The sequence below is a fragment of the Viridibacillus sp. d25.2 genome, assembly GCF_055456015.2.
The window spans coordinates 1,952,649-1,979,087 of record NZ_CM196652.1 but is presented as its reverse complement, the minus strand read 5'-3'; the positions used below and the strand labels follow the sequence as shown (position 1 = coordinate 1,979,087).

Genomic DNA, 26,439 nt, shown 5'->3' with positions numbered 1-26,439 from the left:
AAAGTAATCGAACGGTCCACTACTTTTGTTTAGACTATAAAGCTAAATTTTACGTTAGGTTCAAAATTAATTATCAAAACAAGTTTTTTGGTAATGTTTATAACCTATAAAATAAAAAAAGAATCCCCTTCAATAAGCTCTTTAAAGGAGATTCTTTTTCAAATTATATTTTCTTTACTCGTTACTTATTTTCACCAGTTTTTCGCCTTGTTCTAAAAGTGTTTCATAGTCATTGTTCTCTTTAATTTCTTTTATTTTATTTTCAATTGAGGACGTATCATTCATATTAAAGTACGTATTTAATACTTCATATGGTGTCTTTCCTTGTTTAGTTGCACTATCTTCAATAGCTTCTTTCCATGGAATATTCGCTTTATCCATGCTTAATTCAAGAGCTGAACCAGTTTCATATCTCATATTCCGCTCTAAAAACCTTGGAGATTCTGCCTGTCCATCAGCAATGAAGTTGAACGCTTCCATAAAAGTAACATGATATGGCTTCTGTTTCTTTGCAAGTACCATAAGATTTCCACCAGTTAACTTACTATAACGATACTCTAAGTATCGTGCTGAACCTTCTATTGCTTCAGTTTTTGTTTCTCCAATTAATTGAGGCCATTTTTTATAGCGATAATTACGTACAATTGTCCAATCATATAATGCCTGTTTGATACTTTCTGGGTTCGTATCAATCATTGCTTTATCTAATAGCTTAAATTCTAATCCCATTAACGCGTAATTTTCTTTATTTATCGGATATTCGTGAATCGACTCTCCACCATTTGCATCATATGTCCAATCTTTTTGTTTATAAGCATGAAAAGCCTCATGTAATAAGAAAGACGAAAAATCAAAATATAAATCTGGATTACTAAACATTTTAGTATAATATTTTAAATAAAATACATCCATATCGTTAATATTTATTGTCCCAAAGTTCCAAGGCATCCAGGTAGAAATAGTTCTAAAATCAAAACGAGTTAAGCGATAGACCTTAGGTAAATGCAAAGAATTTGGGACTTTTATTTCTTTTGCAAAAATACTATTTTCTAATCCCTTTACATTAACTGCATAAGCTTCTTGTCTAAAGATTCCCCCATCTTTATTACTACGTATCAGAACTAATGGCTTTTTTTCGAAATGATAATCTTCATTCCAAAGTTTATCACTCGATTCTTCGAAGCTCTTATAGATAGTAGATAATTCTTTTAACATGTTTTGATCCGTTTCATTTAAAGACTTAAACTCTGTATGATATGTTTTATTTAAAATTATGCTTCCCAACATAATTCCTATAAATATCACCAATAAGATTAGAATTACTCTTAAAAACTTTTTCATCATACACTCCTTTTCTAAAACGATAATCCTTATGATGAGTAAGGGTTTACAAATCCTTTGTTTATTAATACTCTTTTGGTGCAGACCCAAAATTATAGAAAATACAATGTATACAAGATACCTTAGAAATTCCCATAACTTTAGTCTCCTTCATAACTAAATTTTATTTATGTAAGAAAATGGGTTTACCAGAAGTTGTAAGATCATCACGGAAACCAAAGCATTTGTAGGAAACAAATAATATCAACTGAAAACAAAATGAATTTCGTTCCAGTTGATATTATTTAATCAATCATTTTTAATTATTAACTACATTTAGGCACCAAGAGAAATTATCCCAAGCAGAATACCAACCGTTGAAAAGCTCGGACGAATCATCCCAACGGACATCGAATTTCTTCTGCCCGTTAACATCCACTAAATACAAAGCAAGGGTCTCATCCACCTTAGAGACAGCTAATTTCATACCGTTTTGAAGCTCTTCTTCAGTGAATTGAACGTCTGAAACCGGACGTAGCTGTGCCTGTTCAAATACTTGTTTGTTACTGATTCTGTAATTCATAATAATCCTCCAATAAAACTTTCAGTTAATTTTAAATTCCTACTCGATCTACAAATCATAGGACTATAAAAGTATATACTATATTATTCAGCAATGAAATGCCAAGTCTAAATACGTGTCTGTTTCTGAAAAACATAACAAAAATTACTTTCTTTCTTAAACGGTCTATTGGATTAAACTTACTATCAAAAATATCTATTAATCTTCAACTAGCCCTAATTGGGGGAAAGTCATGGCGTAAACCTCTAAACAATAACATCATTCCAATTATAGAAAAGGCACTTACTATGGATATACCAGTAGGGGCAATATGTGATGCAACAGTTTTTATGGGAGCCAATGGATGGTTAAATGAAATAAAGCATACAAGCAATGGTCTTAATGATTTGAAAACTTATGCAAAGGATAACTATCGAAATGAAATAAACTATGTACTAGAGCAAGCAGTTACCGATGGAAAAATTGAGACCGCAAATGGCACAGCTTCTTTAGAATTTGCAAAAGAAATTCTTGAATTATTAGAAGCATATCCTAAGGAATATATTAATCAGCTTTATAACTTTCATAAATTAGGGTATTATGAGGCTGAAAAGACAAATTCTTAAATAACAAATTTTCATAATGCACATAATCCTTAAGATAGGCAATTATGTGCATTTTTCCTTTACAAGATTTCCCCTCAAGCAACTTTGTATTATCTACCATTAAACCATACACATTCAAACACTCAATGAAAAAGCCAATCCACCTATGGCAGCAAATATAAGAGGAAGCGTGCCCTCTTCCCCAATCCTCCTAAAGAACAACCATTTTAGAGAATAGATAAACAACTTGTCCGTTCTCAACTAATGAAACGTATGATAGTCTTAGGTTATCAAGATATATCGAGAAATGACATGTTGAACAAGAATTGTTATTTAGTGTAAGAGGAATGAAGTAATAAGGAGAACACATAATTAATGTTAGAATTTATTTTAGGTTTCATTTCCGCAGGGATATATGGAGGCAGTAATTCTTTAGATACTCAAAAAATTGATCGAAATATTGAAATGCTAAAGAATTATACTTGGTTTAAAAATATTTATGATGACGAAAACTATCATCGGATGTTTTTTGTAAATAGAAAAGTTAGGTGGTATTTACAAAGTTCAATTCGTGTAAAAAGAATTATGAAGAAGAAAAAGGCTCAAAAACGTCTAATAATTTTTTTGAATAAACAATTACAAAATTGAGGGACAACCAAATAGAAGAAGTCCCTTTTCTATTATTTAAAATCAACAATAAGATTTAACAGAGCCAAAAATAAAAAAGGCCAAATTATCTTTAAACATAGAAAAGCCCAACCAATTTGTAATAGTTTGGTTGGGTTTTGTCTGTTTATAGTGATATAAGATATAAAAATTATTTATTTAAGCTTGTCCATTTTTGTTCAAGCCATGTTTTGAATTCTTTACCTTTATGGCCTTCGTATGCATCGTATACATCAAGGCGCATACGTTCAAGTTTTCCAGCAAAGTCTTCAAATGTGTGATCAGCTGGTAAGCTTTTCTTCACACGGATTAAGATTTTATCTGTACCTTTGATAATATCAAATTTTTGAACTTTAGGTGGTTCTACATTTTCACCAAATGCAATTAGTGCTTTGTAAGCTGCTTCTTGTACTTTGTAAACTGTATCATTTTCCATACGGTTTTTAAGAAGGTCGATTACTTTAGCGTGTTTACAAGTGCTCAACTCATTTACTGCTGCAATACGGTCTCTCCAGCTAGATGTGTAATTCGCTTCTTTTTTTAGTTCTGCATAGTCTTCTGGTAATTCTGTTTCAAACTTTTTACTCAAGTTATGTCAAACTCCTTTAAAATTGTAATTGAGATGATTCAAGCTTTCTTCGACAATTGGTCTGTGGAATATCAATTCTTCTCTATCTTACCATTATATACGAAATCAACGGCTAGCTCTTACTTATTAGAACTTTAATTTAAAAAATAGTTATTTTTACTCTAAATAAGCACTCAAACACGTCTAATTCATAGCTATGAGCGATTTAGCTAGCATAAAAAATTTTTTCTCTAATTTTTTAATATGATGGGTAAATCCAACATTATTTAAACCACACCAACCTCTTTCCAGTTTCATACAATTTTAAAGGTGAATTCTTTCCTCTGTTTAGAAAATAAAACCTATTACATTTTCTATCATCAAAAACAAACCATTGGAAATAAAAGGCGTTGAAGGATCATGCGAATGGAGCTTCCCTAAGCATGAATTACCTCCAGTAGGCTAAGTCACTCTCTGAATGAGTTAAATGAAGCTATCAATAGATCAAATCATACTTATAAAAGTTCGAATAGATTAAATGCTACCTCCAGTAGGTTAAATCACTCTCTGAATGAGTTAAATGAAGCAATCAATAGATCAAATCACACTTCTAAAAGTTCGAATAGATTAAGTGCTACCTCCAGTAGGTTAAATCACTTCCTGAATGAGTTAAATGAAGCTATCAATAGATCAAATCATACTTATAAAAGTTCGAATAGATTAAATGATACCTCCAGTAGGTTAAATCACTCTCTGAATGAGTTAAATGAAGCATTGAATAGATCAAATCATACTTCGAGAAGTTCGAATAGATTAAGTGCTACCTCCAGTAGGTTAAGTCACTCTCTGAATGAGTTAAATGAAGCTATCAATAGATCAAATCATACTTCTAAAAGTTCGAATAGATTAAATGATACCTCCAGTAGGTTAAATCACTCTCTGAATGAGCTAAATGAAGCTATGAATAGATCAAATCATACTTCTAAAAGTTCGAGTAGGTTAAATGATACATACAGTAGGTTAATTCACTTCCTGAATGAGTTAATTGAAGCTTCGAATAGATCAAATCGGTATAATCTTAATAATCGGTTCAAGGTTATCTTTATTTTCTTACTTATATCAAACAAAAAGAACAACTTTCAAGAAATCTCAGCCTTTCTTAAAAGTAGCTCTTTTCATAATGTCTTGTCACAAACACTCCATTATACAGTCCCCAAATCCACGAATATCGTTTAAGTAATTGTATCCTTCTGGTGAACCAAAGTTATTAAAAGCACGTACTGCGATTATCTCATGCTCTGGAATGACTAGAATCGCTACATTTGTATAGCCAAGGATTTGATAAGAGCCTTTTGATACTGTTTTCCCTATTTCTGTTCGACCACAAGATTCTCCCTGAACGAACCAAAAGAAGCCGTTCTTTGGATAGCCTTCTAGTAAAGTATTTGGGCTTTGTACAGTTGTAATGTAATCGAAAATCGCCCTAGGAATTAGCTGTTTACCATCAATTTTTCCTTTATGTACATGTAATGCTCCCCACTTAACTAAATCTCTAACAGAAGCATACATATTCATTTGACTACCATCTTCATTATTACTTGTGTACCAATGAGGATCATTTTCTTGCCTAATCACTTCAACATGGCGAGAATCCAATTCACCATACCAACCTATCTCTGTTAAGCCACAAGCATTCAATACTTCAGTTTTAACAATATCTGCAATCGTTCTGCCTGAAGCTTTCTTGATGATTTCAGACAATAGATCTACTCCAATATTACGGTAAGCCCAACTTGTCCCTGATTGGAACTCTTTTTCAATTTCTCCATTTAACAGCCGCAACCCATGAGTGTGTGTGAGTAAATGGCGGATGGTAACATTCTCTAATACCCCACTATCCTTTTCAGGGAAAAATGATGCAATCTCTTGCTCAAGTGATTGGATCACCCCTTCCTGGATTAAATAAGCTGTAGCAAATCCGATAAACGTTTTTCTGACAGAAGCAAGATGAAATAGTGTATCTTTTTGAATTAATCTAGCACCCTCTTCGTTACTGTGAAAACCAGTATAAGATTCTGCTACAACTTGCCCTTCTTTCATAACCATAAAGGCAGCGCCCGAAGCATTTACTTGCTGAAATGTATTCAGAACGTTCTCCCATACTGGTGAAAATTGATTCATTCATAAGCCCCCTTCTTTTACTAAGTGACTCAAAGCAAATTTCACTTACCCTCTCGAAATAATAGCTGCAAACAAAATAATTCCTCTCTTTCGACAATACGCCCTGTATTCACAAAACCTAATTTCTCATATATTTTCTTCCCTAGCTCATTTTCTGGTTCAGTAGATAAATAAATTTCTTTGCAACCATCTAGTTTCTTCATCTCTTCTATTACTAACAAAATGGCTTTAGGTCCATAACCGTTACCTTGGTACTTTCTATCAATCATAATTCGGCATAACTCGAAAAAGTTTTGTTCTTCAGAGAAACCATACATAGTAAAACCGATTAATATACCATCCAATTCAATAGCTTTTGTGATCCATGTTTTTTCAAATTGTGCCTGAACAATTGATAGTGCATTTGATGCGACGAATTCTTCGCATAATGTCGGCATACTCTCTTTATTTGTTGTTAAAAAAACAACATCCAGCCAATTTGATTTATCTATTTCTATTAGCTTCATCTTTCCCCCGCCTTTATTTGTAAGTTAAAATTATTCTAATCAATTGTATATGTATTAGACTTTCAATTAAGCCCATTAATTTCAACATGACCCTATTTTTAACTTTATAATTATTATATAGATTCATACACATTCAAAGTCAATCTATATAAATCACTCCTATTGTGACAAAAATGTAAGTTATGGTTACTTCTTGTTTGGAAAATCGATGGAGAAGTTCCTGGTTTCAACGTATTCTTAATGTACAAACTAACTCTTGAAAGGAGTACTAACATGGAAGCAATTTTAAAAGGAAATTCGATACATAAAGTTTTTGGAGCAAAAAACAATATATATACTGCTCTACAACATGTAGATGTAACTATTAATAAAGGGGAATTCGTTGGGATTATGGGACCATCTGGAGCTGGTAAAACTACACTGCTCAATATTCTTTCGACAATTGATAAACCAACGTCAGGTAGTATTGTCATTGGGGGTGAATCAGTTGACTCAATGAAGGAAAAGGATTTAGCTAAATTTCGTAGAAAGCATTTAGGTTTCATCTTTCAAGACTATAACTTGCTAGATTCCTTAACGATACAAGAAAATATTCTATTACCACTCTCCCTAGCGAATTGGCCCGCTCAGAAGATGGAAGTTAAAGTGCGAGAAATAGCCAACATACTGGGAATTGCAGCTATCTTAAACTCTTACCCTTACCAAGTTTCTGGAGGCCAAAAGCAACGAGCTGCTGTTGCAAGAGCAATTATTACAAATCCAAGTTTAGTATTAGCAGATGAGCCAACTGGGGCATTAGATTCTAAATCATCGACAGATCTTCTAAATACATTCACTGTATTGAACAAGGACTACGATTCGACTATCTTAATGGTCACACATGACGCTTTTGCTGCAAGTTATTGCAATAGAGTACTGTTTATGAAAGATGGACGCCTTTTCACAGAAATTGTCCGAGGAGACAAGGACAGAAAAGAGTTCCTTAACCTATTATTAAACACGCTTTCTACTATAGGGGGTGGGACCCATGAACATGTTTAATATTGTAAGAAAAAATATCAAACACAATTTCTATCAGTACTTTCTTTATATTGCATCAATGACACTCAGTATTACGATTTACTTTACTTTTTCATCACTACAGTACAATAAACAAATTAGCCAAGCTCTAACGGATACAGAAAAACTTTCATCAGCTTTTGGTGCTGCTTCTATTCTTTTACTACTATTTGTATCCATTTTCATCTGGTATTCGAATAACTTCTTTGTTAAAAGACGTAAAAAAGATATTGGTTTATATTCGTTATTAGGTGTTGAGAAAAAACAAATTGGCAGAATGCTATTTTATGAGAACTTTATTATGGGCATACTTGCACTCTTAATAGGGCTTGCAATCGGGGAATTATTCTCTGTTTTCTTCAGTATGATTTTAGTGAAATTAATGGGCTTTTCTATTGCTATTACATTTACTTTTAATTCAAGAGCAATCATACAAACTTTACTCGTATTCAGTGTGATTATTTTCCTTACTTCATTGCAAGGCTACTTTATTATTTATCGTTTTAAATTAATCGAGCTATTCCAAGCCACTAAAAAAGGCGAGAAAATAAATAAACCTTCTTTGTTATTAGCACTTCTTGCCCTTGCAATGATTGGAGGTAGCTACTGGTTATTACAACTGTCTCCAGAATCAAGCAATTGGGATCAGAACTTTAACCGTACTATCATTATAATAATTATCTCCATGCTTGTTGGCTCGTTTTTGTTATTCCACTCCTTAAGTGCCTTTATCTTTGTATTATTACAGAAGAATAAGTCGTTTTATTTTAAGTGGTCTAATCTTTTAACTTTTACGCAATTAACAAATCGATTAAAAAGCAACGCCTTTATGTTCACTATTATTTCTATACTGAACGCAGTAACACTTATCGCTTTTGGATTTGGTTATAGTATTTATTACAATACTCTGGATCAGGTGAAAAGTTTTGTTCCGTACAGTTATCAATATGAAAGTACATCTTCGGAAGTAGATGCAAAAATTCGTGAATTAATTGCCACGGACAATGATCATTCCCTTATCTTTGAACACGACTGGGAATACACAATGGTAAAAGGCGATGCTTCAGAACTTAAAAAAGTTCCTGGGGGGTACTTATACTTTGACGAATCATTTGCTGTTGTATCCAATACAACTTTCAATCAGCTAGCTGATAAATTAGATTTAGATACAATTACACCTTTAAAGAAAACAGAAGGTCTAACAATTATCAACAATTTCATTGGTTCACAAGACCAGCAATCAAATTTAAACAAATCGATTTCGTTGCATTCAGCAAATACGGATTCAAAAATAAAGATTGTTGATAATAAATCATTTTCATTATTGAATGACCCTGTTCAACCTTTCTTAATAGTTGTAAATGACGAAAAATACAATCAACTTAGCGGTGAAAATACTCCTACTACAGTGCATGCTCTGAAAGTAACCAACGAAGCTAAATCTTCTGCACTGACAAAGAAAATCATGAAAGAACTTCCTAGTGAAGTACATTTCTACAGTTTTTCAGATAGCTATCAAGAAGCCCAATCTGTCTACGGATTACTGATCTTTATAAGCGGATTTTTGGGATTAGTCTTCCTTGCAGCATCAGGAAGTATTATTTATTTCAAAATGCTAACAGAAGTAACTGATGATAAAGTCAGATATACAACATTAAAGAAACTAGGTGTACAAAAGAGCGAAGTGTTGCGAGTTATCGCTAAACAATATTCTGTTGTCTTTCTCCTACCTTTAATCGTAGGCATTACTCATAGTTGTATGATTTTAACTGCTATCTCAAATTTAATGGATATCAACTTCATCATTCCTGTAATCATTTGTATCGTATCTTATACACTACTTTATATCTCTTACTATGTATTAACTGTTATTTCTTGTAACAAAATAGTCAATGCATAAAATAGAGACAGACACCAATAATGTTTATGTCTCACAGACTGTAGACAAACTAGAAGAAATACGAGTTTATCTATGGTCTTTTTTTAAAATTAGATAAGGCCGTTGATTTCCGATAGGATGGACGCTTTCCGCGGGCGAGCGCCAAGTCGCTTCGTCGCTACGCTCCTGCAGGGTCTTGGACTGTCTCGCTTTCCCGCAGGAGTCGCCACCTTCGCTTCTATCAACTACACCTGTAATAAAAACGCATCTTTAATGATCTTGGAAAATGATACAGTAAAAGATTGAGGACGTGGTGTATATCCTTAAATTTCCCTCCTTAAAAACGCACCGATACATGCGATCCTCACTTTTGCTTCTATGAATTATTATAAACTCATCAATTAGGCTCGGCAAAGTGGATAATTAGCATAGATGTTATTATTTAAAGGAAATCTAAAAAAACAAAATGAGAGGCAGGTATAAATAGGTGACTGCCTCTCATTTTGAATTATTTTATAGCATAGTAATCATGCAGTTTTGGGAAATGTATAGTAACAGCTGTAAACTGGTTCTTTTCTGAAGTGATAGTGATTGAATGGCCTAACTTATTTGCCAATCTCTTAGCTAGATATAGACCCATACCCGTTGAGCCACCGTGACTTCTTCCATTCATCCCCGTGAAGCCTTTATCAAAAACTCGCTGGATGTCTGCCTGTTCTACCCCTATTCCATTGTCTTTTATGATTAATCTTCTTTCTATCTCTTCTTCTTCTGAAGAAATATTCACTTCCCCTTGAGGCGAAGTATACTTCAAAGCATTAGATAGAATTTGTGCCACAATATAAGCAAGCCATTTTTGGTCAGTTAGTACTTCTGTAGAATCTACTTCTAATGTAAGTTTTATCTTTTTTTGAATAAATATCTTGGCATTTTGTTTAATAATTGAACGAATAACTACGTCTAAATCAACAGGAACTATAAAATAATCTTGATTGAAATCATCTGCTCGAACGAAATAGAGTGCCTGTTCAACGTATCCCTCAATCTTATCTACTTCTTCTTCTATACTATTCAAAACCGGATTTTCCTTCTCATTCTCAATAATTAAACGACTAACCGATATAGGTGTTTTAATTTCATGGAACCACGATGTCATATAATCTATTGTTTCTTTTTTATCATTTATAATATTCGTGACTTTTTGCTGATGCTGTTGATTTACTTGCTTTAATACTTCTTGAAACATCTGCTGTTCCAATGTTTTAGGAGTCAGTAGCTCTTCCTGGATTAAAAAACCATCTCTACAACTACTTTTCAATGCAATAAAATGTTTTTTTATAAAATAGTATTCTATAAAAATGTACAAGAAAAACAAACAAGTTGAGATGAGATACAGGTAGAGTAAATTATTTATTGGGATTGAAAGTCTTGGGTTGATATAAATCACTACTGTGATAAACAACATGATCATAATATAGGTTAAGATTAGTCGCCTCTGAAAGAACAAATGCTTCCAAATACTCATATTAGCATATACCCTTGCCCTTTCTTCGTTTGAATATAATCTTCCACACCCATATCTGTTAGTTTACGACGTAATCGATTTATATTAACCGTCAATGTATTATCATCAATAAAACTCTCATCTTCCCATAGTGCACGCATTAGCGCATCACGACTAATAATTTCATTCTTATTTTCAAAAAGAACCGTCAATATTTTAAATTCATTTTTTGTTAGTTCACTTTCTTGCTCGCCAAACTTAACTGTTGAAGTCTTTAAGTTTAAAGTCAAATCGTTATGTTTGAGAACATCTAAACTAGGTGAAAGATATGTATAAGTTCTACGCACTAGTGCATTAATCTTCGTCACGAGTATGTCCATTGAGAATGGCTTCTGGATAAAATCATCCCCACCCATATTTATGGCCATCATAACATCCATCTTCTCATTACGAGATGACACAAATACAATGGGCACATTTGAATACTTTCTAATTTTCTCGCACCAATAAAACCCATTAAAATAAGGTAAATTGATATCTAACAACACTACATGCGGCTTCACTGATAAGTACTCTTCTTCTACTTGTTGAAAATCCTTAACTGGATAAACATCATATCCCCATTTAATTAAGTTTTCCGCAACCATTTCGGCTATCTTTTGTTCATCTTCGACAATCATAATGTTAAATTTATCATCCATATTTCATTACCCCTACCAATTAATTGATTTTTACCCACACTATTCAATTAATTATACTCATTCTTACAGCATTTTTGAATACTACGCTAACCTTGACTATGTATTATCATGTATGTTCACCTTTTCACAGTAAAAGTCATAGCAATAGGATTGATACAATTTATATGTCGTTATATTTTATTAGATACTCTAAAGGAAAATACATGTTCTGGTCACTCATAGCAACTTGTTTGCATAAGTTAATATGATGTCAAAAGACTTTAAAACTATTACTAAATTAGATGAATCTTTATAACATTAAAGATTCGATTGCATTAAGATTACATATATAGGAAAATATTGTTATAAACGAAACTCGTTCCGTGTTTTAACAATATGTAAATTTTAAAGGAGGAGTTGAAGGTGAAACGCTTTTTAAGGTATTTCATTTCATTATTAATTATTGGAATTATCATTTATCTTGGACTAAGTTATAAATTGCATTTAGAAAGAGAGGCTGCCAAAACATATACTATTCTTCCTTTGATTAGATTTTCTTTCGTACTCCCTATTATTATAGGAATGTTGCTTCGATTACCAAAATTAATTGTTGAAATTAAAGAAAAGAAACAATGGACGTTTGATTGGATAAAATTTGTTGTAATTGCTATACCGGCACTGGCTGTAGCATTTTCCCCTTTCATTCTTTACACTTCTATTGGCAAGTATTTTTCCTATTTTGGTGAACTCGTTAGTTCACAAAATACATTATTGATGACAGTCGGTGGAATTGTATTCGGCTATGTATTATTGGACAGTTTGAAAAAAGAACATGAACTAGTCATTGTTTCATAGATACTGAAAAGTCCAAATGATTTAAATAAGATAGCCCATTCTCGATAAAACTGAGAATGGGCTATCTTTTTACTTCCAAATGATTATCTTTTAGGTAAAATCAACTCTATATTTTTCTGAATTGATTTATTACCCATTTCACCTGCTGATATTTTTTTAACTGTACCCTCGGAGTCGATGAATACCGACGTAGGTAAGAACTCTACATTATAACTTTTAAAAACAACTATTGAGTGATCTATTAGTATCGGAAAACTAATATTTTTAGTGAATTTTTTAACTTCAGAAGGTGTTTGTGCGTTATTTATTGCAAGGATTTCCACTCCTTTTGATTTATACTTAATATAGTTTTCTTCTAAATCAGGCATTTCCTCTTTGCAATAATCACAATAAGTTGCCCAAAAATTTAGTACAACTCCTTTACCTTTATAATCTGATAATTTATGCTTCACTCCATTTAAATCCTCTAGAATAAAATCAGGTGCATCATCACCTATTTTCACCAACTCATATGTTTCTTTTATGAAATTACTATAGACGGTATAAGCAATGGCACTAAAGATAATTACTACAATAACAGTTCGCATAACCGTTCTTTTTTTCATCTATTGTCCTCCTTACAATCCAATGAAATCCCAAAAAATCGGCGCTAAAATTCCGTTTGAAATGTTCATTTCTTTTTTGATGGATTAAATAAACTGTATAGTATTGGGACAATAAAAAGCGTTAAAAAAGTAGATGTTGATAGTCCTCCAATGACGACAACAGAGAGTGATTTTGACACCATTCCTGATCCATTTGAGAAAGCCATCGGGATTAAAGCTCCAATTGTTGCAATAGCTGTCATCAAGATTGGCCGAATACGTATGACACCCGCTTCAATTAAGGCTTCATGTCTGATCATTCCATTTCTTTCGTTTTGCTTCACCTTATCTACTAGAACGATAGCATTCGTTACGACAATTCCATTCAGCATGAGTAAACCAATCATAACAGGCATACCTATTGGTTCATTTACAATATAAAGTCCAACTAGTGCTCCAATGATGGAAAATGGTATGGCAAACAAAATAACAAATGGAGCCTTTCCTTCTCTAAAGGCAATTACCATGACTAAATATACCAAGAAAATACTAATTGCGATGGCAATGGATAGGTCTTTAAAGCCATCTGTCATTGATGCGGATGCACCTTCTTTGTAGTAGTTAATATTTTCTGGCAACTGCAAATCATCGATGATTTTATCTGCTTTTGCTATCACATCTCCTACTTTTCCATCTGTGATTGTCCCATTAACCATGATATATTCATTTCCATTCAAATGAGAAACAGTGGTAATATTATTAACTCTTTTCAGTTCTCCTATCTCTTTAAGAGAAACCGGCATACCCATTACATTGTTAATCTTTTGATTCCCTAGTTTTTTGATGGATGTAATCTGATTCATCTTCAAGCCAAGTTTCACTTCTCTTATTTCGCCTTCCATCCTCATCGTTGTTACTACATCACCGTTAATTAGTGTACGCAGACTTTGTGCTACCATGGCTGGCATTAGTCCTTTTTCAGCAAGCTTTTCTTCGTCCAAATCAATGGTTATTTCAGGCTCTTCACCTTCTAAAGACGTTGTAACATCTGTCATTCCATCTACTTCTTTTAAACTGGTTGTGATTTGCTCACTTGCCTTTTTTATATCCTCAAAATTTGACCCATTTACAATAAGAGTATACCTTCCCTCTGCACCTCCAATAATTCCACCTACACCCGATACAGTAATTTTTTCAGGCTCAGTTATAGTTGAAAACTGAGATCTCAAATCCTCAACAAATTCATTAGTATTTGCAACAGAATCTTTCACAACAAATGAAATCGTCGCACTTTCCGATTCACCATCTATATTTGTATTTACAAGATTGATATCCTCTTGATTTATTAAGATATTTTCTACTTTATTTGTGGCTTCAGCTGTTTTCTCTGGAGCGGTTCCTTTTTTCATCGTAATTTCGACATCAAAATTATTAACTTTCTCTTGTGGCAGAAAAGTTGTTCCTAGTCTAGGTGCGATTAAGGCAACAGAAGCTACCAGAATTAATAATGCTGCAGTTAAAGTAACGAATCGATGTTTTAACACCCAAGTCAAACTTTTGCGGTACCCAATTTGAAGTGCATTTTCTTGTGGTTCCTCTAGTGTGATTTTTAAAAGAAAAATTCTCGATAAGAGCGGAACAACCGTTATTGCAACAATTAATGAAATCAATAATGAAATAACTATGGTCCATGCAAGCGGTTTGAAAAATCCTCCTACAATTCCCGGTACAAAAGCCAATGGTAAGAAAACGGCAACGGTTGTGATTGTGGAAGAAGTAATTGCAGATGCTACTTCCCTTGTAGCTTGTTCTATGAGCCTATCATTTCTTTCTTTTGAAACTCTTACTCTTCTAAATATATTTTCAATGACTACAATCGAGTCATCCACAACTCGTCCGCAAGCTACGGCAATTCCTGCAAGTGTCATGATATTTAATGTATACCCTATCATTTTCATCAAAAGAAAAGATGCAAATATAGACACTGGGATGGATATAACAGCAATAACGGTTGAACGGATATTTCTTAAAAATAACAAGGTTACGACAACGGCCATTAGTGCACCTAAAAATGCCTCTCGGAGCATAGAATAGACTGATTGCTTGATTTCAATTGATTGATCACGCAATGTTTCTACTTTATATCCTTCAGGAAGATCCAGATTTTTCACTTCTGCCTTCACTTGATCAACGATAGCTACTACATTTGCTCCACCTTTAGCTATAATACCGAAACTTACTCCTTGTTCCCCGTTTATTCGTGTAATATTATTTGTGTATTCACTTTCATATGTAACTTCAGCAATTTCACCTAAAGTAGTCGTTCCAGGTGCAGTTTTAGTGGTTTGTGAATTTGCTTCTTTTGTGAAAAGTTTTATATGTTTAACATCAGCAACTGATTTCAATTCTTTATTTACTCGCACCGGTAATACTTCGTTCGATACAGAAATATCTCCGGTCGGCATCGAAAGATTATTTGCCAAAATAGCTTCTTTAACATCATTAATTGTAATTCCTTTTGCCTCTAATTCTTTAGGTAATAGTCGAATACTCACTAGCTGATCTGCAATCCCGCCGACCTTTACTTCACTTACCCCTTCTATAACTTCAAGGCGTGGAATAATATGTTTCTTCACAAACGTTTGAACTTCTTCATAATTTTCATCAGCATAAATCCCCATTGAAAAGACAATCGGATTTTCTTCTGGACTAGATAATTCAAACTTCGGTTCTTCTGCTAATTCAGGCAGCTTCATCTTATCTACACTTGTCCTCACTAACTGTTCAGCTTGCTCCATATCAACTGACATTTCAAATTCTATCGTTGAATATGCTGCATTAGCGACACCACCTGTATAGACATTCTTTCCCCCTTCAAGCTTCATGAACTCTCTTTCCATTTGCTCCCCAATATCATTCATCGATTGTTCCGGCGAAGCACCCGGATAAGGTATAATAACTGTCAAATATGGAATATCCACATTCGGATACTTCTCAATATGTAACTCTTTTAGAGAATATATTCCTCCAGCAACAATAAGAAGTACCACTAATAACAGAGCTAATCCATTCTTCATACTAAACCTAATTATTGATTTCATTTTGCACCTACTTCATAAATTTGATATAACATTAATATACTATCATGGTAAAAAGGTAATTTACAGTAAATTTTTACTATTAATATTGAAAACTGCCTTATTGTTCGCATCTTATTGTAGAAAATATATTATTAGATAAGACCGTTGATTTCCGCTACGGTGGATGCTTTCCGCGGGTGGGCGCCAAGCCGCTTCGTCGCTATGCTCCTGCAGGGTCTTGGGCTGTCCCGCTTTTCCCGCAGGAGTCACCACCTCCGCTCCAATCAACTACGCATGTAATATAAACAAATCTTTTGAAGCGATGATAAATGATGACGAAATCCTTCCTGACTGTAGATAAACTTGAAGAAATTCGAATTTATCAACGGTCTTTTTTCTTTTTGGCTCTGTTAAATTTAACTGTTGTTATTTAAACATAAATAGATTGTTCAGAAGAAAAACCGTGAAATGCTGTAAAATCAGCGTTTCACGGTTTTTAATGTGTGTCCAAACTTTCATTTGGGAAAGTTTATTGAATTTATAATGTATATAGTATTTATTATTCAAGAATATTACAGTAATACTATCAGTTTTTTTAAGTACATTTTGAAGCCAACAGTTATCCGAAGTAATTCTGAAAACACCTACCCACAAGAAACATACTCACTATCCCCCAAGCAGCGGCACTCAATATCCACCAAATTACTGATTTAGATTTTGATGAATTCCCCTCGTCTTCCGGATTTGTTTTTATAAAAACAACCTTACTTTCCATACCTTTTTTCATAGAAATGAGAACGACAAATCCAATTATTATGAAACCAATAGTTATCCAAAGTACTAGGTCCACTCTTACACCCCCTTTGCCTAAATGAATTTTACCGCAATTTATTATAGTAATTAGATTCTACATAGATAACAAAAAACCTTCGATTCTAGTATGTTTTAGTATATAAAATACCCTGTGAAAATAATAATTAATCCGGATTAAAATGCTGAAAATTAAAGTTACCAAAGCGTCGTTAGGTGCCAAGCCGCTTCGTCGCTATGGTCCTGCAGGGTCTTGGACTGTCCCGCTTTTCCCGCAGGAGTCACCACCTCCGCTCCAATCAACTACACAGGTAATAACAATATCTCTTTTGGGGCGATGAAAAAATATTGACGAGATCCTTTCAGACTGTAGACAAACTCGGAGAAGAAATTCGGGTTTATCTACGGTCTTTTTTCCTTTAAAAATATATAGATAAGACCGTTGATTTCCGCTACGGTGGACGCTTTCCGCGGGCGGGCGTCAAGCCGCTTCGTCGCTATGCTCCTGCAGGGTCTTGGGCTGTCCCACTTTTCCCGCAGGAGTCACCACCTCCGCTCCAATCAACTACACAGGTAATAACAATAAATCTTTATAGTTTACGCAAAATAATGACAGTGAAAATAATTCTTAAAGAGATCAAATTGAGAGTATATTCAGGATGTGAGCATTCTGAATGCCTTTTATCGACATATAAAGTTATTTAATTTTACCGAGAAAAATCAAATGGAGATACTACTTGTGAATTTTATTAAAAGTCAAGATTTTAAGTAATGTACTTTATGTATCAGTATTCTTTATACAATGTGTAACATTATAATAAGTTATTTTAAAGCTGAACTAATTTTTGTATTAGTTTAGCTTTTATTTGTGTATAAAGATATAACTTATATTAAACAATCGGGCCATTTAATTGAATAACACTTCACAATAAATTGGATATTAATGCTAGAATATACATAAGATTTTGGGAAATTCACTTAAACTAAAGGTTAAGTTTAGTTGAACAAGCAATTACAAAGATTTGTTAAGGGATATATGGGGGAATGACATGATTACGGAAAAACGGATAGGTAGATGGATCGAAAGGTACGAAGAAAATGGTTATTTAAATGGCTCCATTTTAATAGCTTCTAACGAAAATATTCTTTTAAATAAAGGTTTTGGTATGGCAAATTGGGAGCATGATGTACCCAATAAACCTACTACTAAATTTCGCATCGGCTCACTTACTAAGTCCTTTACATCTATTGCTATATTTCAATTACATGAAAAAAGGAAATTATGTATAGATGATTGTATAGGGAAGCATCTTCCTAATTATCCACAGGGTAAAAAAATTACAATCTATCATTGTTTAACAAACACTACAGGGATTCCAAATTACACAAGTTTTCCTGATTTTTGGTCTAAAACAATGAGACTCCCGAAGGCTTTACATCAACTGATTGATTCATTTAAACATCTTGAATTGAACTTCGAGCCTGGTGAAAAATTTGAATATTCAAACTCAGGATACGCATTACTTACAGCGATTATTGAACAAGTTTCAGGGATGTCCTATGCAGAGTACATACAAGAAAACATATGTCGCCCCTTGGGCATGCATAATACAGGCTGTGATGACGGGGTTAAGATAGTTGCAAATTTAGCTTCTGGTTATTCATTCTGGGAAAATCCAATTCACTCAGTATACGCAGATTTATCATTTCCTTTAGGAGCCTATGGGCTATATTCTACAACAGGGGATTTATTCCTTTGGGATCAGGCATTAAAATCATCTCAGCTTCTTAGCAAAGAACTAAAAGAAAAAATGTTTACGCCAAATCTTAGTTCATACGCTTCTGGTTGGGTAGTGACAGATATGTTGGGTAGAAAATGTATGCACCATTTTGGAGATATTAGTGGATTTTGTAGTGATTTTTTAAGATTTGTTGATGAACAAGTTACGATAATCTTTCTAAGCAATATGAATGTCACGCCTATAACACATTTAACTCAAGAGATGGCCAAGCTAATTCTTGATGAACATGTAACATTACCTCTTTCTTCGCAATCAATTAAATTTACTAACGCGGAACATATTACTGGAAAGTATTTTATTGAAAATGATGAGAGCAAAATTTTAGACATCTCTATAGAAAATGGTGAACTATATTTAACAGTTCCTAAAATGTATGGGGTATTATATAAATTTAAACTTGTGCCAGTCATTCACAATGCTTCAAAAACAACTTTTTTAACAGAAATGATTAATGAGCAAGTCATATTCCATTATTCATTGTCAGGTGAAATAGTAGGTGTAGAGTATAAAGATTTTATAGAAAAAAATTATAAGCTTATAAAAACTTATAGTTTCTAAATGTTATTCAACAAACTGGTACGTTAGTTAAACAAGACATAGTATTTAAAATCCTCAACAATCGGGCGCGATTGTGGAAGAAGCGTCTATTTTCTTTTTCAACTAAACCAGCTAATAGAATGTCAAGTAAAACATTTTTAATCGAAAAACACTTCATGTTATACTAAAAAGCACAAGATAAATAACCCTCCGAATTTAATTTGGAAGGATTTTGTTTTATTTTAAAATACTGTAACTAAATAGTTTCTTGGAACGGTGTTTTCGTTTTTAAAATCGCATAAATCCAGTGTAAAAGCTTATTAGCACAGGCAATAATAGCTACTTTATACGGTTTACCTTCTTCGCGTTTTAAATCGTAGAAGGCTCGTAATCGTTTATTTCGTGCAAGGGTTTCATCTGTTGTTTTCTTTTTACGGCTATCTCGAATTGAACAACGGACGGCTGTGTAAAGCATGTGGCGAAGTCTAGCTGAGCCGCGTTTGGTAATGTGATTTTTCGTGCCTTTAAAGCGCCCTGATTCAAACACACTTGGGTCTAGTCCCGCAAAGGCTACTAACTTTTTTGGATGATTAAACCGGTCAATCTCCCCAATTTCTGAAAGTATCGTGGACGCGATTTTTTCACCTATACCGGGAAGCGATTGGATTAATTCATATTCTTCGAGTTGTGCCGCCAATTGATTAATCTCACGCTCTAACGTAGAAAGCTGTTGTCGGTACGCTTGAAGTAAATCAATATACATATTCAGACTGACGAGAAGGCTTTGATAAAGCGTTGACTGAAATGGGTTACGTTCCGCAGCGGCGATTAATAACTCAGCTCTTTCATACGCCCAATTAAATGAACGCGCTTTACAATGCTTATCAATAAATTGTGCAAGCTTATCTACACCTGCTTTTAAGGCAGACTCCGATGTAGGGAAGGACTGTAAAGTCCTTAATGAAATCTCAGCGTATAAATCACCAAAAACGCCTTTATACTCTGGAAATACTTGATCTAATACAGCTTGAAATTGAAGCTTTGTTTGAACCATAATTCCTGTCATATTTTCGTGTTGCCTTGTTAGATGCCGAAGGTTTAAAAGCTGAATACCACGCTTTTTCTGAGGCTCTAAATCCTCTTTGTAATACAGTTCACCTAAGTGATAGGCATCAATGGCATCTGTTTTAGTTTTTCGTAAGTTAGAGCTTTTTGCTCGATAAGATACCAGTGGATTTACGATTATGACAATGTACTCTCTTGCCTCTAAAAACTGTACAACTGGGGCATGATAGTGACCTGTCGCTTCTAAAACAATAGGTGGTTTCATCCCTGTTTGATTCTCTACATCTAATAAATAAGAGTGTAACTCTTCCAATCCTTCCACCGTATGGTCCACTTTCACACTGCTTTTATAGGGAATTTTTTTATCCAAGAACATTTGAACCTGACTTTCACCTTTTGCGACATCCAGACCAACTACTGGATTCATAGTTTATCTCCTCCTCATGTAGTGTATTGACCGGTAACCTCTATCTAGCTTGTTATTCATATCTTCGCTTGTTATACGGGATCACTATGTCCCAACCAGCCTAATCATGTGTTAACAAGTAGAGGGCGAACAGTTTAGTTGTCGGGATCAAGTCCCACGGGTGCTTCCGTTCTACCCCGGCTACTATCAATCTATAAATTGAATAAAAAATAGTCAACCAGATTTCTCTGGCTGACCTTATAATACGAAAGGATGCTTTATTTAAAGAAGAAAGTTAAGTTAGCCTTGTTAATATAATTTATAATTTGATAATGCTAACTTATATCCCATTAATTTCTATTTAAACTGTTCAAAATGATTAGCAACCCAACGACTTTGATTCTCTGCTATATATTGCTCCACAGCTATTAGCTTGTTCACTAATTCTTCTTTTGAGAGCTTCATATACTTCTTTTTAACAACATCTATATTACGTTTAGGGGAAATCTTTCTAAAACTTGATTCATCGAATTTAGGTAGAGCTGTGAGCTTATTACGAACCCTACTTACTTTATATGTTTTGCTATGCTTTTTGTAATAGGTATACAATTCATCATTACGCTTTATTGTATTGGAATGAATCCCTTTCCCTTGAGTGTCAAACTGTTTCGAATGCTGACTAATATTATGATAGGTTACAGGGATACCTTGTTCGACGAGATATTCAATTGTATCAATCCCTATGGAAACCGAACGCTCTTTACGTTGTTGATGCACTTTATCAAGCCATTGTCGCTTATCTGAATGGATTGTGCTGGATGGTTGGTTCATAGTGACGTTCCTCTCTATATTTCTTGATTAAATCAATTTCTTTCAGTTCAATCTTTGCTTGTTTTGCCATTTCCTTTGCTTTCCTCACTTCAACTTCTAATCCTAATTGTTTAAAACGCTTCTCCATGTCTTTCGATAATTGAATAACTTCTAAAAGTTCATCCTCTTGGTCTGGATCAGGCACTTTTGCTTTACAACCTAAACATTGCATTTTAGTTGGACAATATGTGCAACATTATAAACAAGTTATGATGTAATGAACTATCATGTACATTTACTTGTCTTTAATATTACAGAGTAAGTAGTATCTCCTTTAAATTTCTTTTAAAATATGTTTGATACTCGAATTTTCAACTAAGGTCTTCGATTATTGAAAATAACTTATTTTTTCTTAAATTAAATTTTTAAAAATACCCATTATCACCCTTGGAATAAAAGATAAAACTATCCAAACCACTTCAAAAAAGGCTGAATCTAGAATTTCAACGAGTATATCTTTTAAAATACTTTGGTTTTTCTTTTTACTTTTTCCTTCTTTTTTCACCTTATTATCTCCTATAGAAAACTTCAAGTCACTCTACCAATATAATCGCTATTATCGACTTTCGTTCTTAACTAACTTTATTTGTTTTAAACCGACGATATTGTAATTTAAACGGTTCTATAATATTTGTTGGGGTTTTCAAACAATTGAAGACAAAAAAATGCACGAACACCGCGATTTCTTTATACTTGAATTGTCGAGAAACAAGTAGAAAGCGAGTGTCGTGCAAATGAATTTTAACATGAAAATGCCAGGATTTGAAGGCTTTACTATCACAAAAGTGGATAAAAGAGAATCACACATAGCTATCCATATAGAAATGCCAATCGATGAACAGGTTTGTCCATTTTGTAGGGCGATAACGCGTATAGTACATGATTACCGTATACAGAAGATTAAACACTTAAAATGGTTTGAACGATTAAGCGTTATTTACTATCGAAAACGACGTTATGTATGTAGAGAATGTAACAAACGCTTTCCTGAAAATACAAGCTTTGTTCAACGTTATCAACGTTTCTCAATGGAATGGAATCAAGTGACGAAACTACGCAGTTTTAAAGGGAAAACATTTAAAGAAGTAGCTGAACAAGCTAATACGTCTAGTAATACTGTTATGCGTCGATTTAACGAAATGGCTCAAAAGGAGATTGAAAAACCGAAAGAGTTACCGCGCGTTATTGCGATTGATGAATACAAGGGCGATACAGATGCCGGTATGTATCAGCTGATTATTGCGAATGCGGAAACACGTGAACCTATTGATATATTGCCGAATCGTCGAAAAGAAACCATTAAGCACTATCTCCAACAATATGGTGCGAACGTTGAAATAGTCGTAATGGATATGAGCCCGTCCTTCAAGTCAGCCGTTAAACAAGCATTAAATCGACCTTTCATTATTGCAGACCGTTTCCATTACTGCCGTTATATTTACTGGGGGATGGATGCCGTTCGCCGTCGCATTCAAAAGGAATGGCATGCTTATGATCGTAAAAAATGTAAACGAATGCGTTATGTATTTTATAAAAGAGAAAGCGCACTTAACGAGGCGAAGACTTGGTATTTAGAACGATATAAGAGTATGTCCCCCGAGCTCAAAAGAGCTCATGAATTAAAAGAAAGCTTCTGCGCTTGGTTTGATCAAGCCAAAGAAAATGGCCCTGCTTTCATAAGCAAGACCAAAGAAACACTCTATGCATTTTATAAAGAAGTAGAGGAAGCTAATATTCCAGAGTTTAAAAAAGCTATTAAGACGCTTCAAAATTGGCAGCCGGAAATTTTAAACAGCTTCATTTATCCCTATTCCAACGGGTTTTTAGAAGGTATTAATAATCGGACAAAAGTACTTAAACGAAACGCTTTCGGCTTTAAGAGTTTTGAAAGATTTCGTGCAAAGATCTTATTATCAAATAAATTTAAAGAAATCGGGGTTCACATCGGTTAGCGTGATTTTTTAGTCACCCCAACATTTGACGTTGAACCATTTAAACTACTTATTACTATTATACAGGTTTAGGTGTAAGAGCTTGTCTAGTTAATCCTCTAGCTCCAAAACACAGCCAAAATTTAAACAAAAAACCTGAGTACAGGATATTGGGCTTAGGCTTATACTGTTGGGTTACCCACTCATCAAATCATTTGATTTTTTCTGAATTTAAAATGAAACTCGTAAAAGGCTTATCATAAGGGTAACGCTATTCAAGAAGATTAAATAGTATCTCCTGTATGCCATTACAAATATGATTATTTCTTTTCTTTTTAAACTAAAGGGGTGGAAAATGAAACCAAAAACTATCTCATTCGTATAATACTTATTATCAGGAATTTCAACGAAAGAAGGCATATTTTTTTGGATAACAATAAAAAAGGTACAGAAGCTATGAGTTTGGGAATAGGTATTGGAATATTATTTGGATTAGTTATAGGTTTGCTTCTCCATAACCTTGCTGTTGGGCTTTTAATCGGTATGGCAATTGGCGCAGGGATTGGCGTAGCGATTAGAGCGTCTAGAGTAAATAAAACGGAATAGCTATATTTAAGTAAATGAAAGTGTAAGTTGAAGAATTTTGTACATAATGGTGAAACTTTTGTTAAGTAATAATCTGAATAGAATTTATAAGCGGATGTTTTGATTAGTCATTTTTTCAAAACATCCTCTTTTCTTTTGTTGATTTCCCAAAATACACAGCATCAAATTAATCAGACTTTATTCCAAAACTTCAATAATTATAGCCATCAAAGAAAATGGTTTTAGAATTTTGTAATCTTCCTTTTAAGTGGTTTACAATTGTGGTTCCCTCAGACTCCAGCAGTGGCAATAACCAGCGGTCTTCGATTGATTATGCGCTTTTTGCAGTGCCCCTACACAGATTTCTTGTTCTACTTACCTGTATAATCGGTTACTAAATAACATAAAGGAGCGACCTTAACTAGAGTCGCTCCCTCATTTTATCTTCTTCTATTTTTTGCCTTAACGGCTTTCCTAAATCGCTTTATTTCTCGCAAATTATTAAGCCTATCTTTTAGTCTTTCTTTTTCTCGGCCCTCGGCTTTCAGCTCAGCATGTCTTGCTTCTCTTTCAAGCTTTAGATAGCTTTGTAATCTTTTATTTGAAAGCTCTCCATTTGTAATGGCCTGCTGTACGGCACAACCTGGTTCACTCTTATGCTGGCAATCATTAAATTTACACTGCTTTGTTAGCTCATCGATATCTGAAAATGATTTTGATAAATCAACACTTTGGACCCCCAACTCTCGCATACCAGGGGTATCTATGACAACACCAAGTCCCTCTATCGTAAAAAGTTCGCGTCTTGTTGTCGTATGCTTTCCCTTATCATCATTTCTAAGACCTCTTGTTTCAATGAGCTCTTGACCAAGTAACGAATTTATTAATGTTGATTTTCCAACGCCAGATGATCCAATAAAAGCTACCGTCTGTCCACCTAATAAGTAGTTTTTGATGGGTTCATAGCCCTCATTATCGACACTTGACGTTACGATTACATCAACGCCTATAGAAATCTTAGACACTTCCTCTAGCATCGCTTCAACATTTTCACACAAATCGGCCTTAGTTAACACGATAACTGGTACTGCTCCACTATCCCATGCAATCGATAGATAGCGTTCCATTCGTCTTATGTTAAAATCATTATTTAACGACATACATATAAAAATTTTATCAATGTTTGCCGCAATAAGCTGGGTTTCTTGGGTCATTCCGGCTTCTTTGCGTACAAGTAAACTTTTTCGAGATAGCACATGGTGAATTATACTATTCCCATCAGCTCGTTTAATCATAACAAAGTCTCCTACGGTCGGATAATTTCTGGCTCCTGTAGCTTTGAAACGAAACTTTCCAGAAACCTCCGCTTTCAGCTCACCTTGATCAGTAATTAACTTATAAATCCCTTTTGATAGTGAAGACACTCTTCCAACATGAAGACCTTCAAAATGTTCTATCTCTTTTAAGAAAAACTCATTTAAACCCAAATCTTTCATTTCAATATTCAACGTACCATCCTCCTAAAGTTTAAGTACAACTTTTGGAAGGCCTAATGTATGGGGTTAGTTAACACGTACCTCCCTCAAAGTTACAATTCCGGTCACATATATATTAGTCATAAACCACCCACTCCTCTCATGTATTGATACAGTTAATATACCATTAATTAGAATAATATCCCATTAAATCCATGAAACTCCATAACGGTCGACAATCATTTTAAACAATTTATTATTTCAGAGTAAAAATTTTTACCTAAAAAAGTTAATACCATTTTGCTATTTTTATCAGTAGCGTTTTATATATTATTCATTATTAAACGTTCGTTTCACTATCTCTATTAAGTGATAACCATCAAAGGATAATTGATAAATATCTGGTTTTTCGGTCGATTTCCAGAAATCATATCCAAGTGAAGGTTTGAAGTAATTTAATATAGATGTCATGATATTGCCGTGGGTTCCAATAGCTACATTTTCAAACTTTGGGATTCCTAAAATATCAAGAATAATAGGTAATGATCTATTTTGAGCTTCTCTGACTGACTCTCCACCTTCTAAACAAAAGTCTATATTCTCGAATGACTTCCTAAGTACTAAATCTATTTCATTTTGAGGTAATTTATATTGTCCTTTAATCGATCGTTCCCTTAGACCTTCTTCAATGACTATCTTAGAAGGGTCGATTAGCCCATCCAACGTCTGTATTGCTCGTTTATAGGGGCTAGAAAACACCGCATCAAACTCTATTTTATTCAATGAACTAACAAGTTTCTCCGCAGATTCCTTTCCCTTTTCAGAAAGTGGCCGTTCACGTTCTTGACCAAGGATAAATGGAGATTCTGCATGTCTTATAAAGTAAATAGTAGTTTTCAATATTTCACC

General features: G+C 33.9%; 23 protein-coding genes and 1 pseudogene. 8 read left to right on the top strand and 16 right to left on the bottom strand.

Features of this window, described 5'->3' with window-relative positions; all coding sequences use genetic code 11:
- Nucleotides 1-174 precede the first annotated feature (174 nt).
- Together ACZLO7_RS10050 and ACZLO7_RS10045 are read right to left on the bottom strand one after the other, a co-directional pair.
- Nucleotides 175-1,341 (bottom strand): hypothetical protein, encoded by a 1,167-nt coding sequence (locus ACZLO7_RS10050; protein WP_464940260.1) that lies wholly within the window; start codon nucleotides 1,339-1,341, stop codon nucleotides 175-177.
- A 298-nt stretch (nucleotides 1,342-1,639) separates the two neighbouring features.
- Nucleotides 1,640-1,903, bottom strand: a complete 264-nt coding sequence (locus ACZLO7_RS10045) for a hypothetical protein (RefSeq protein WP_464940237.1) — start codon at nucleotides 1,901-1,903, stop codon at nucleotides 1,640-1,642.
- Nucleotides 1,904-2,001: 98 nt separating this feature from the next.
- Between ACZLO7_RS10045 and ACZLO7_RS10040 the strand changes: the two genes are divergently transcribed.
- Together ACZLO7_RS10040 and ACZLO7_RS10035 are read left to right on the top strand one after the other, a co-directional pair.
- Nucleotides 2,002-2,508, top strand: coding sequence for a DJ-1/PfpI family protein (locus ACZLO7_RS10040; RefSeq protein ID WP_464940238.1), 507 nt, complete (start codon nucleotides 2,002-2,004; stop codon nucleotides 2,506-2,508).
- A gap of 354 nt (nucleotides 2,509-2,862) precedes the next feature.
- The gene (locus ACZLO7_RS10035; protein ID WP_464940240.1) at nucleotides 2,863-3,135 is read left to right on the top strand and encodes a hypothetical protein; all 273 of its coding nucleotides are present in this window, start codon (nucleotides 2,863-2,865) and stop codon (nucleotides 3,133-3,135) included.
- 169 nt (nucleotides 3,136-3,304) lie between these two features.
- Here ACZLO7_RS10035 and ACZLO7_RS10030 read toward each other — a convergent pair whose 3' ends face one another.
- The 3 genes from ACZLO7_RS10030 to ACZLO7_RS10020 form a co-directional block, all read right to left on the bottom strand.
- Nucleotides 3,305-3,742, bottom strand: coding sequence for a HEAT repeat domain-containing protein (locus tag ACZLO7_RS10030; protein WP_464940241.1), 438 nt, complete (start codon nucleotides 3,740-3,742; stop codon nucleotides 3,305-3,307).
- Nucleotides 3,743-4,909: 1,167 nt separating this feature from the next.
- Nucleotides 4,910-5,902 (bottom strand): serine hydrolase domain-containing protein, encoded by a 993-nt coding sequence (locus ACZLO7_RS10025; protein WP_464940243.1) that lies wholly within the window; start codon nucleotides 5,900-5,902, stop codon nucleotides 4,910-4,912.
- Between the two features lie 41 nt (nucleotides 5,903-5,943).
- Nucleotides 5,944-6,408 (bottom strand): GNAT family N-acetyltransferase, encoded by a 465-nt coding sequence (locus ACZLO7_RS10020; RefSeq protein WP_464940244.1) that lies wholly within the window; start codon nucleotides 6,406-6,408, stop codon nucleotides 5,944-5,946.
- Nucleotides 6,409-6,681: 273 nt separating this feature from the next.
- Here ACZLO7_RS10020 and ACZLO7_RS10015 point away from each other — a divergent pair, with 273 nt between their 5' ends.
- On the top strand, nucleotides 6,682-7,449 hold the full coding sequence (locus ACZLO7_RS10015; protein WP_464940245.1) for an ABC transporter ATP-binding protein: 768 nt from the start codon (nucleotides 6,682-6,684) through the stop codon (nucleotides 7,447-7,449).
- Nucleotides 7,436-9,367, top strand: coding sequence for an ABC transporter permease (locus ACZLO7_RS10010; protein ID WP_464940246.1), 1,932 nt, complete (start codon nucleotides 7,436-7,438; stop codon nucleotides 9,365-9,367). The genes ACZLO7_RS10015 and ACZLO7_RS10010 overlap by 14 nt, the downstream gene beginning before the upstream one ends.
- A gap of 487 nt (nucleotides 9,368-9,854) precedes the next feature.
- Here the strand turns inward: ACZLO7_RS10010 and ACZLO7_RS10005 are convergent, their stop codons facing one another.
- Together ACZLO7_RS10005 and ACZLO7_RS10000 are read right to left on the bottom strand one after the other, a co-directional pair.
- Complete coding sequence (locus tag ACZLO7_RS10005) at nucleotides 9,855-10,592, bottom strand: sensor histidine kinase (protein WP_464940247.1); 738 nt, start codon at nucleotides 10,590-10,592, stop codon at nucleotides 9,855-9,857.
- A gap of 275 nt (nucleotides 10,593-10,867) precedes the next feature.
- Entirely contained in the window at nucleotides 10,868-11,551 is a 684-nt protein-coding gene (locus tag ACZLO7_RS10000; protein WP_464940248.1) for a response regulator transcription factor, read from the bottom strand.
- A 402-nt stretch (nucleotides 11,552-11,953) separates the two neighbouring features.
- Here ACZLO7_RS10000 and ACZLO7_RS09995 point away from each other — a divergent pair, with 402 nt between their 5' ends.
- Nucleotides 11,954-12,385, top strand: coding sequence for a hypothetical protein (locus tag ACZLO7_RS09995; RefSeq protein WP_464940249.1), 432 nt, complete (start codon nucleotides 11,954-11,956; stop codon nucleotides 12,383-12,385).
- A gap of 83 nt (nucleotides 12,386-12,468) precedes the next feature.
- On the opposite strand, the gene resA is transcribed toward ACZLO7_RS09995, so the two are convergent.
- From resA to ACZLO7_RS09980, 3 genes are all read right to left on the bottom strand, one after another.
- Nucleotides 12,469-12,990 carry a thiol-disulfide oxidoreductase ResA gene (resA, locus tag ACZLO7_RS09990; protein WP_464940250.1) on the bottom strand — a complete coding sequence of 174 codons (522 nt, stop codon included), beginning with the start codon at nucleotides 12,988-12,990 and terminating at the stop codon, nucleotides 12,469-12,471.
- 65 nt (nucleotides 12,991-13,055) lie between these two features.
- Nucleotides 13,056-16,070, bottom strand: coding sequence for an efflux RND transporter permease subunit (locus ACZLO7_RS09985; RefSeq protein WP_464940251.1), 3,015 nt, complete (start codon nucleotides 16,068-16,070; stop codon nucleotides 13,056-13,058).
- 598 nt (nucleotides 16,071-16,668) lie between these two features.
- A complete protein-coding gene (locus ACZLO7_RS09980) occupies nucleotides 16,669-16,899 on the bottom strand; it encodes a hypothetical protein (protein WP_464940252.1) in 231 nt (76 codons plus the stop codon).
- 1,009 nt (nucleotides 16,900-17,908) lie between these two features.
- Between ACZLO7_RS09980 and ACZLO7_RS09975 the strand changes: the two genes are divergently transcribed.
- Nucleotides 17,909-19,219, top strand: a complete 1,311-nt coding sequence (locus tag ACZLO7_RS09975; RefSeq protein WP_464940253.1) for a serine hydrolase domain-containing protein — start codon at nucleotides 17,909-17,911, stop codon at nucleotides 19,217-19,219.
- A gap of 235 nt (nucleotides 19,220-19,454) precedes the next feature.
- Here ACZLO7_RS09975 and ACZLO7_RS09970 read toward each other — a convergent pair whose 3' ends face one another.
- The 4 genes and pseudogenes from ACZLO7_RS09970 to ACZLO7_RS09955 form a co-directional block, all read right to left on the bottom strand.
- Nucleotides 19,455-20,690 carry an IS110 family RNA-guided transposase gene (locus ACZLO7_RS09970; RefSeq protein ID WP_511261372.1) on the bottom strand — a complete coding sequence of 412 codons (1,236 nt, stop codon included), beginning with the start codon at nucleotides 20,688-20,690 and terminating at the stop codon, nucleotides 19,455-19,457.
- Between the two features lie 336 nt (nucleotides 20,691-21,026).
- Nucleotides 21,027-21,500 carry a hypothetical protein gene (locus ACZLO7_RS09965; RefSeq protein WP_464940395.1) on the bottom strand — a complete coding sequence of 158 codons (474 nt, stop codon included), beginning with the start codon at nucleotides 21,498-21,500 and terminating at the stop codon, nucleotides 21,027-21,029.
- Nucleotides 21,466-21,723: pseudogene (locus tag ACZLO7_RS09960) on the bottom strand (site-specific integrase); the annotation flags it as partial. The gene ACZLO7_RS09965 and the pseudogene ACZLO7_RS09960, both read right to left, overlap by 35 nt.
- A 168-nt stretch (nucleotides 21,724-21,891) precedes the next feature.
- On the bottom strand, nucleotides 21,892-22,044 hold the full coding sequence (locus ACZLO7_RS09955) for a hypothetical protein (protein ID WP_464940394.1): 153 nt from the start codon (nucleotides 22,042-22,044) through the stop codon (nucleotides 21,892-21,894).
- A gap of 229 nt (nucleotides 22,045-22,273) precedes the next feature.
- Here ACZLO7_RS09955 and ACZLO7_RS09950 point away from each other — a divergent pair, with 229 nt between their 5' ends.
- Nucleotides 22,274-23,491 carry an ISL3 family transposase gene (locus ACZLO7_RS09950; protein WP_464940393.1) on the top strand — a complete coding sequence of 406 codons (1,218 nt, stop codon included), beginning with the start codon at nucleotides 22,274-22,276 and terminating at the stop codon, nucleotides 23,489-23,491.
- 405 nt (nucleotides 23,492-23,896) lie between these two features.
- A complete protein-coding gene (locus ACZLO7_RS09945) occupies nucleotides 23,897-24,076 on the top strand; it encodes a septum formation initiator (RefSeq protein WP_464940392.1) in 180 nt (59 codons plus the stop codon).
- Between the two features lie 419 nt (nucleotides 24,077-24,495).
- Here the strand turns inward: ACZLO7_RS09945 and rsgA are convergent, their stop codons facing one another.
- Both rsgA and ACZLO7_RS09935 read right to left on the bottom strand, forming a co-directional pair.
- Entirely contained in the window at nucleotides 24,496-25,563 is a 1,068-nt protein-coding gene (gene rsgA, locus ACZLO7_RS09940; protein WP_464940391.1) for a ribosome small subunit-dependent GTPase A, read from the bottom strand.
- Nucleotides 25,564-25,860: 297 nt separating this feature from the next.
- Nucleotides 25,861-26,430: a histidine phosphatase family protein gene (locus tag ACZLO7_RS09935; protein ID WP_464940390.1), complete on the bottom strand. Its 570-nt coding sequence runs from the start codon at nucleotides 26,428-26,430 to the stop codon at nucleotides 25,861-25,863.
- Nucleotides 26,431-26,439 lie beyond the last annotated feature (9 nt).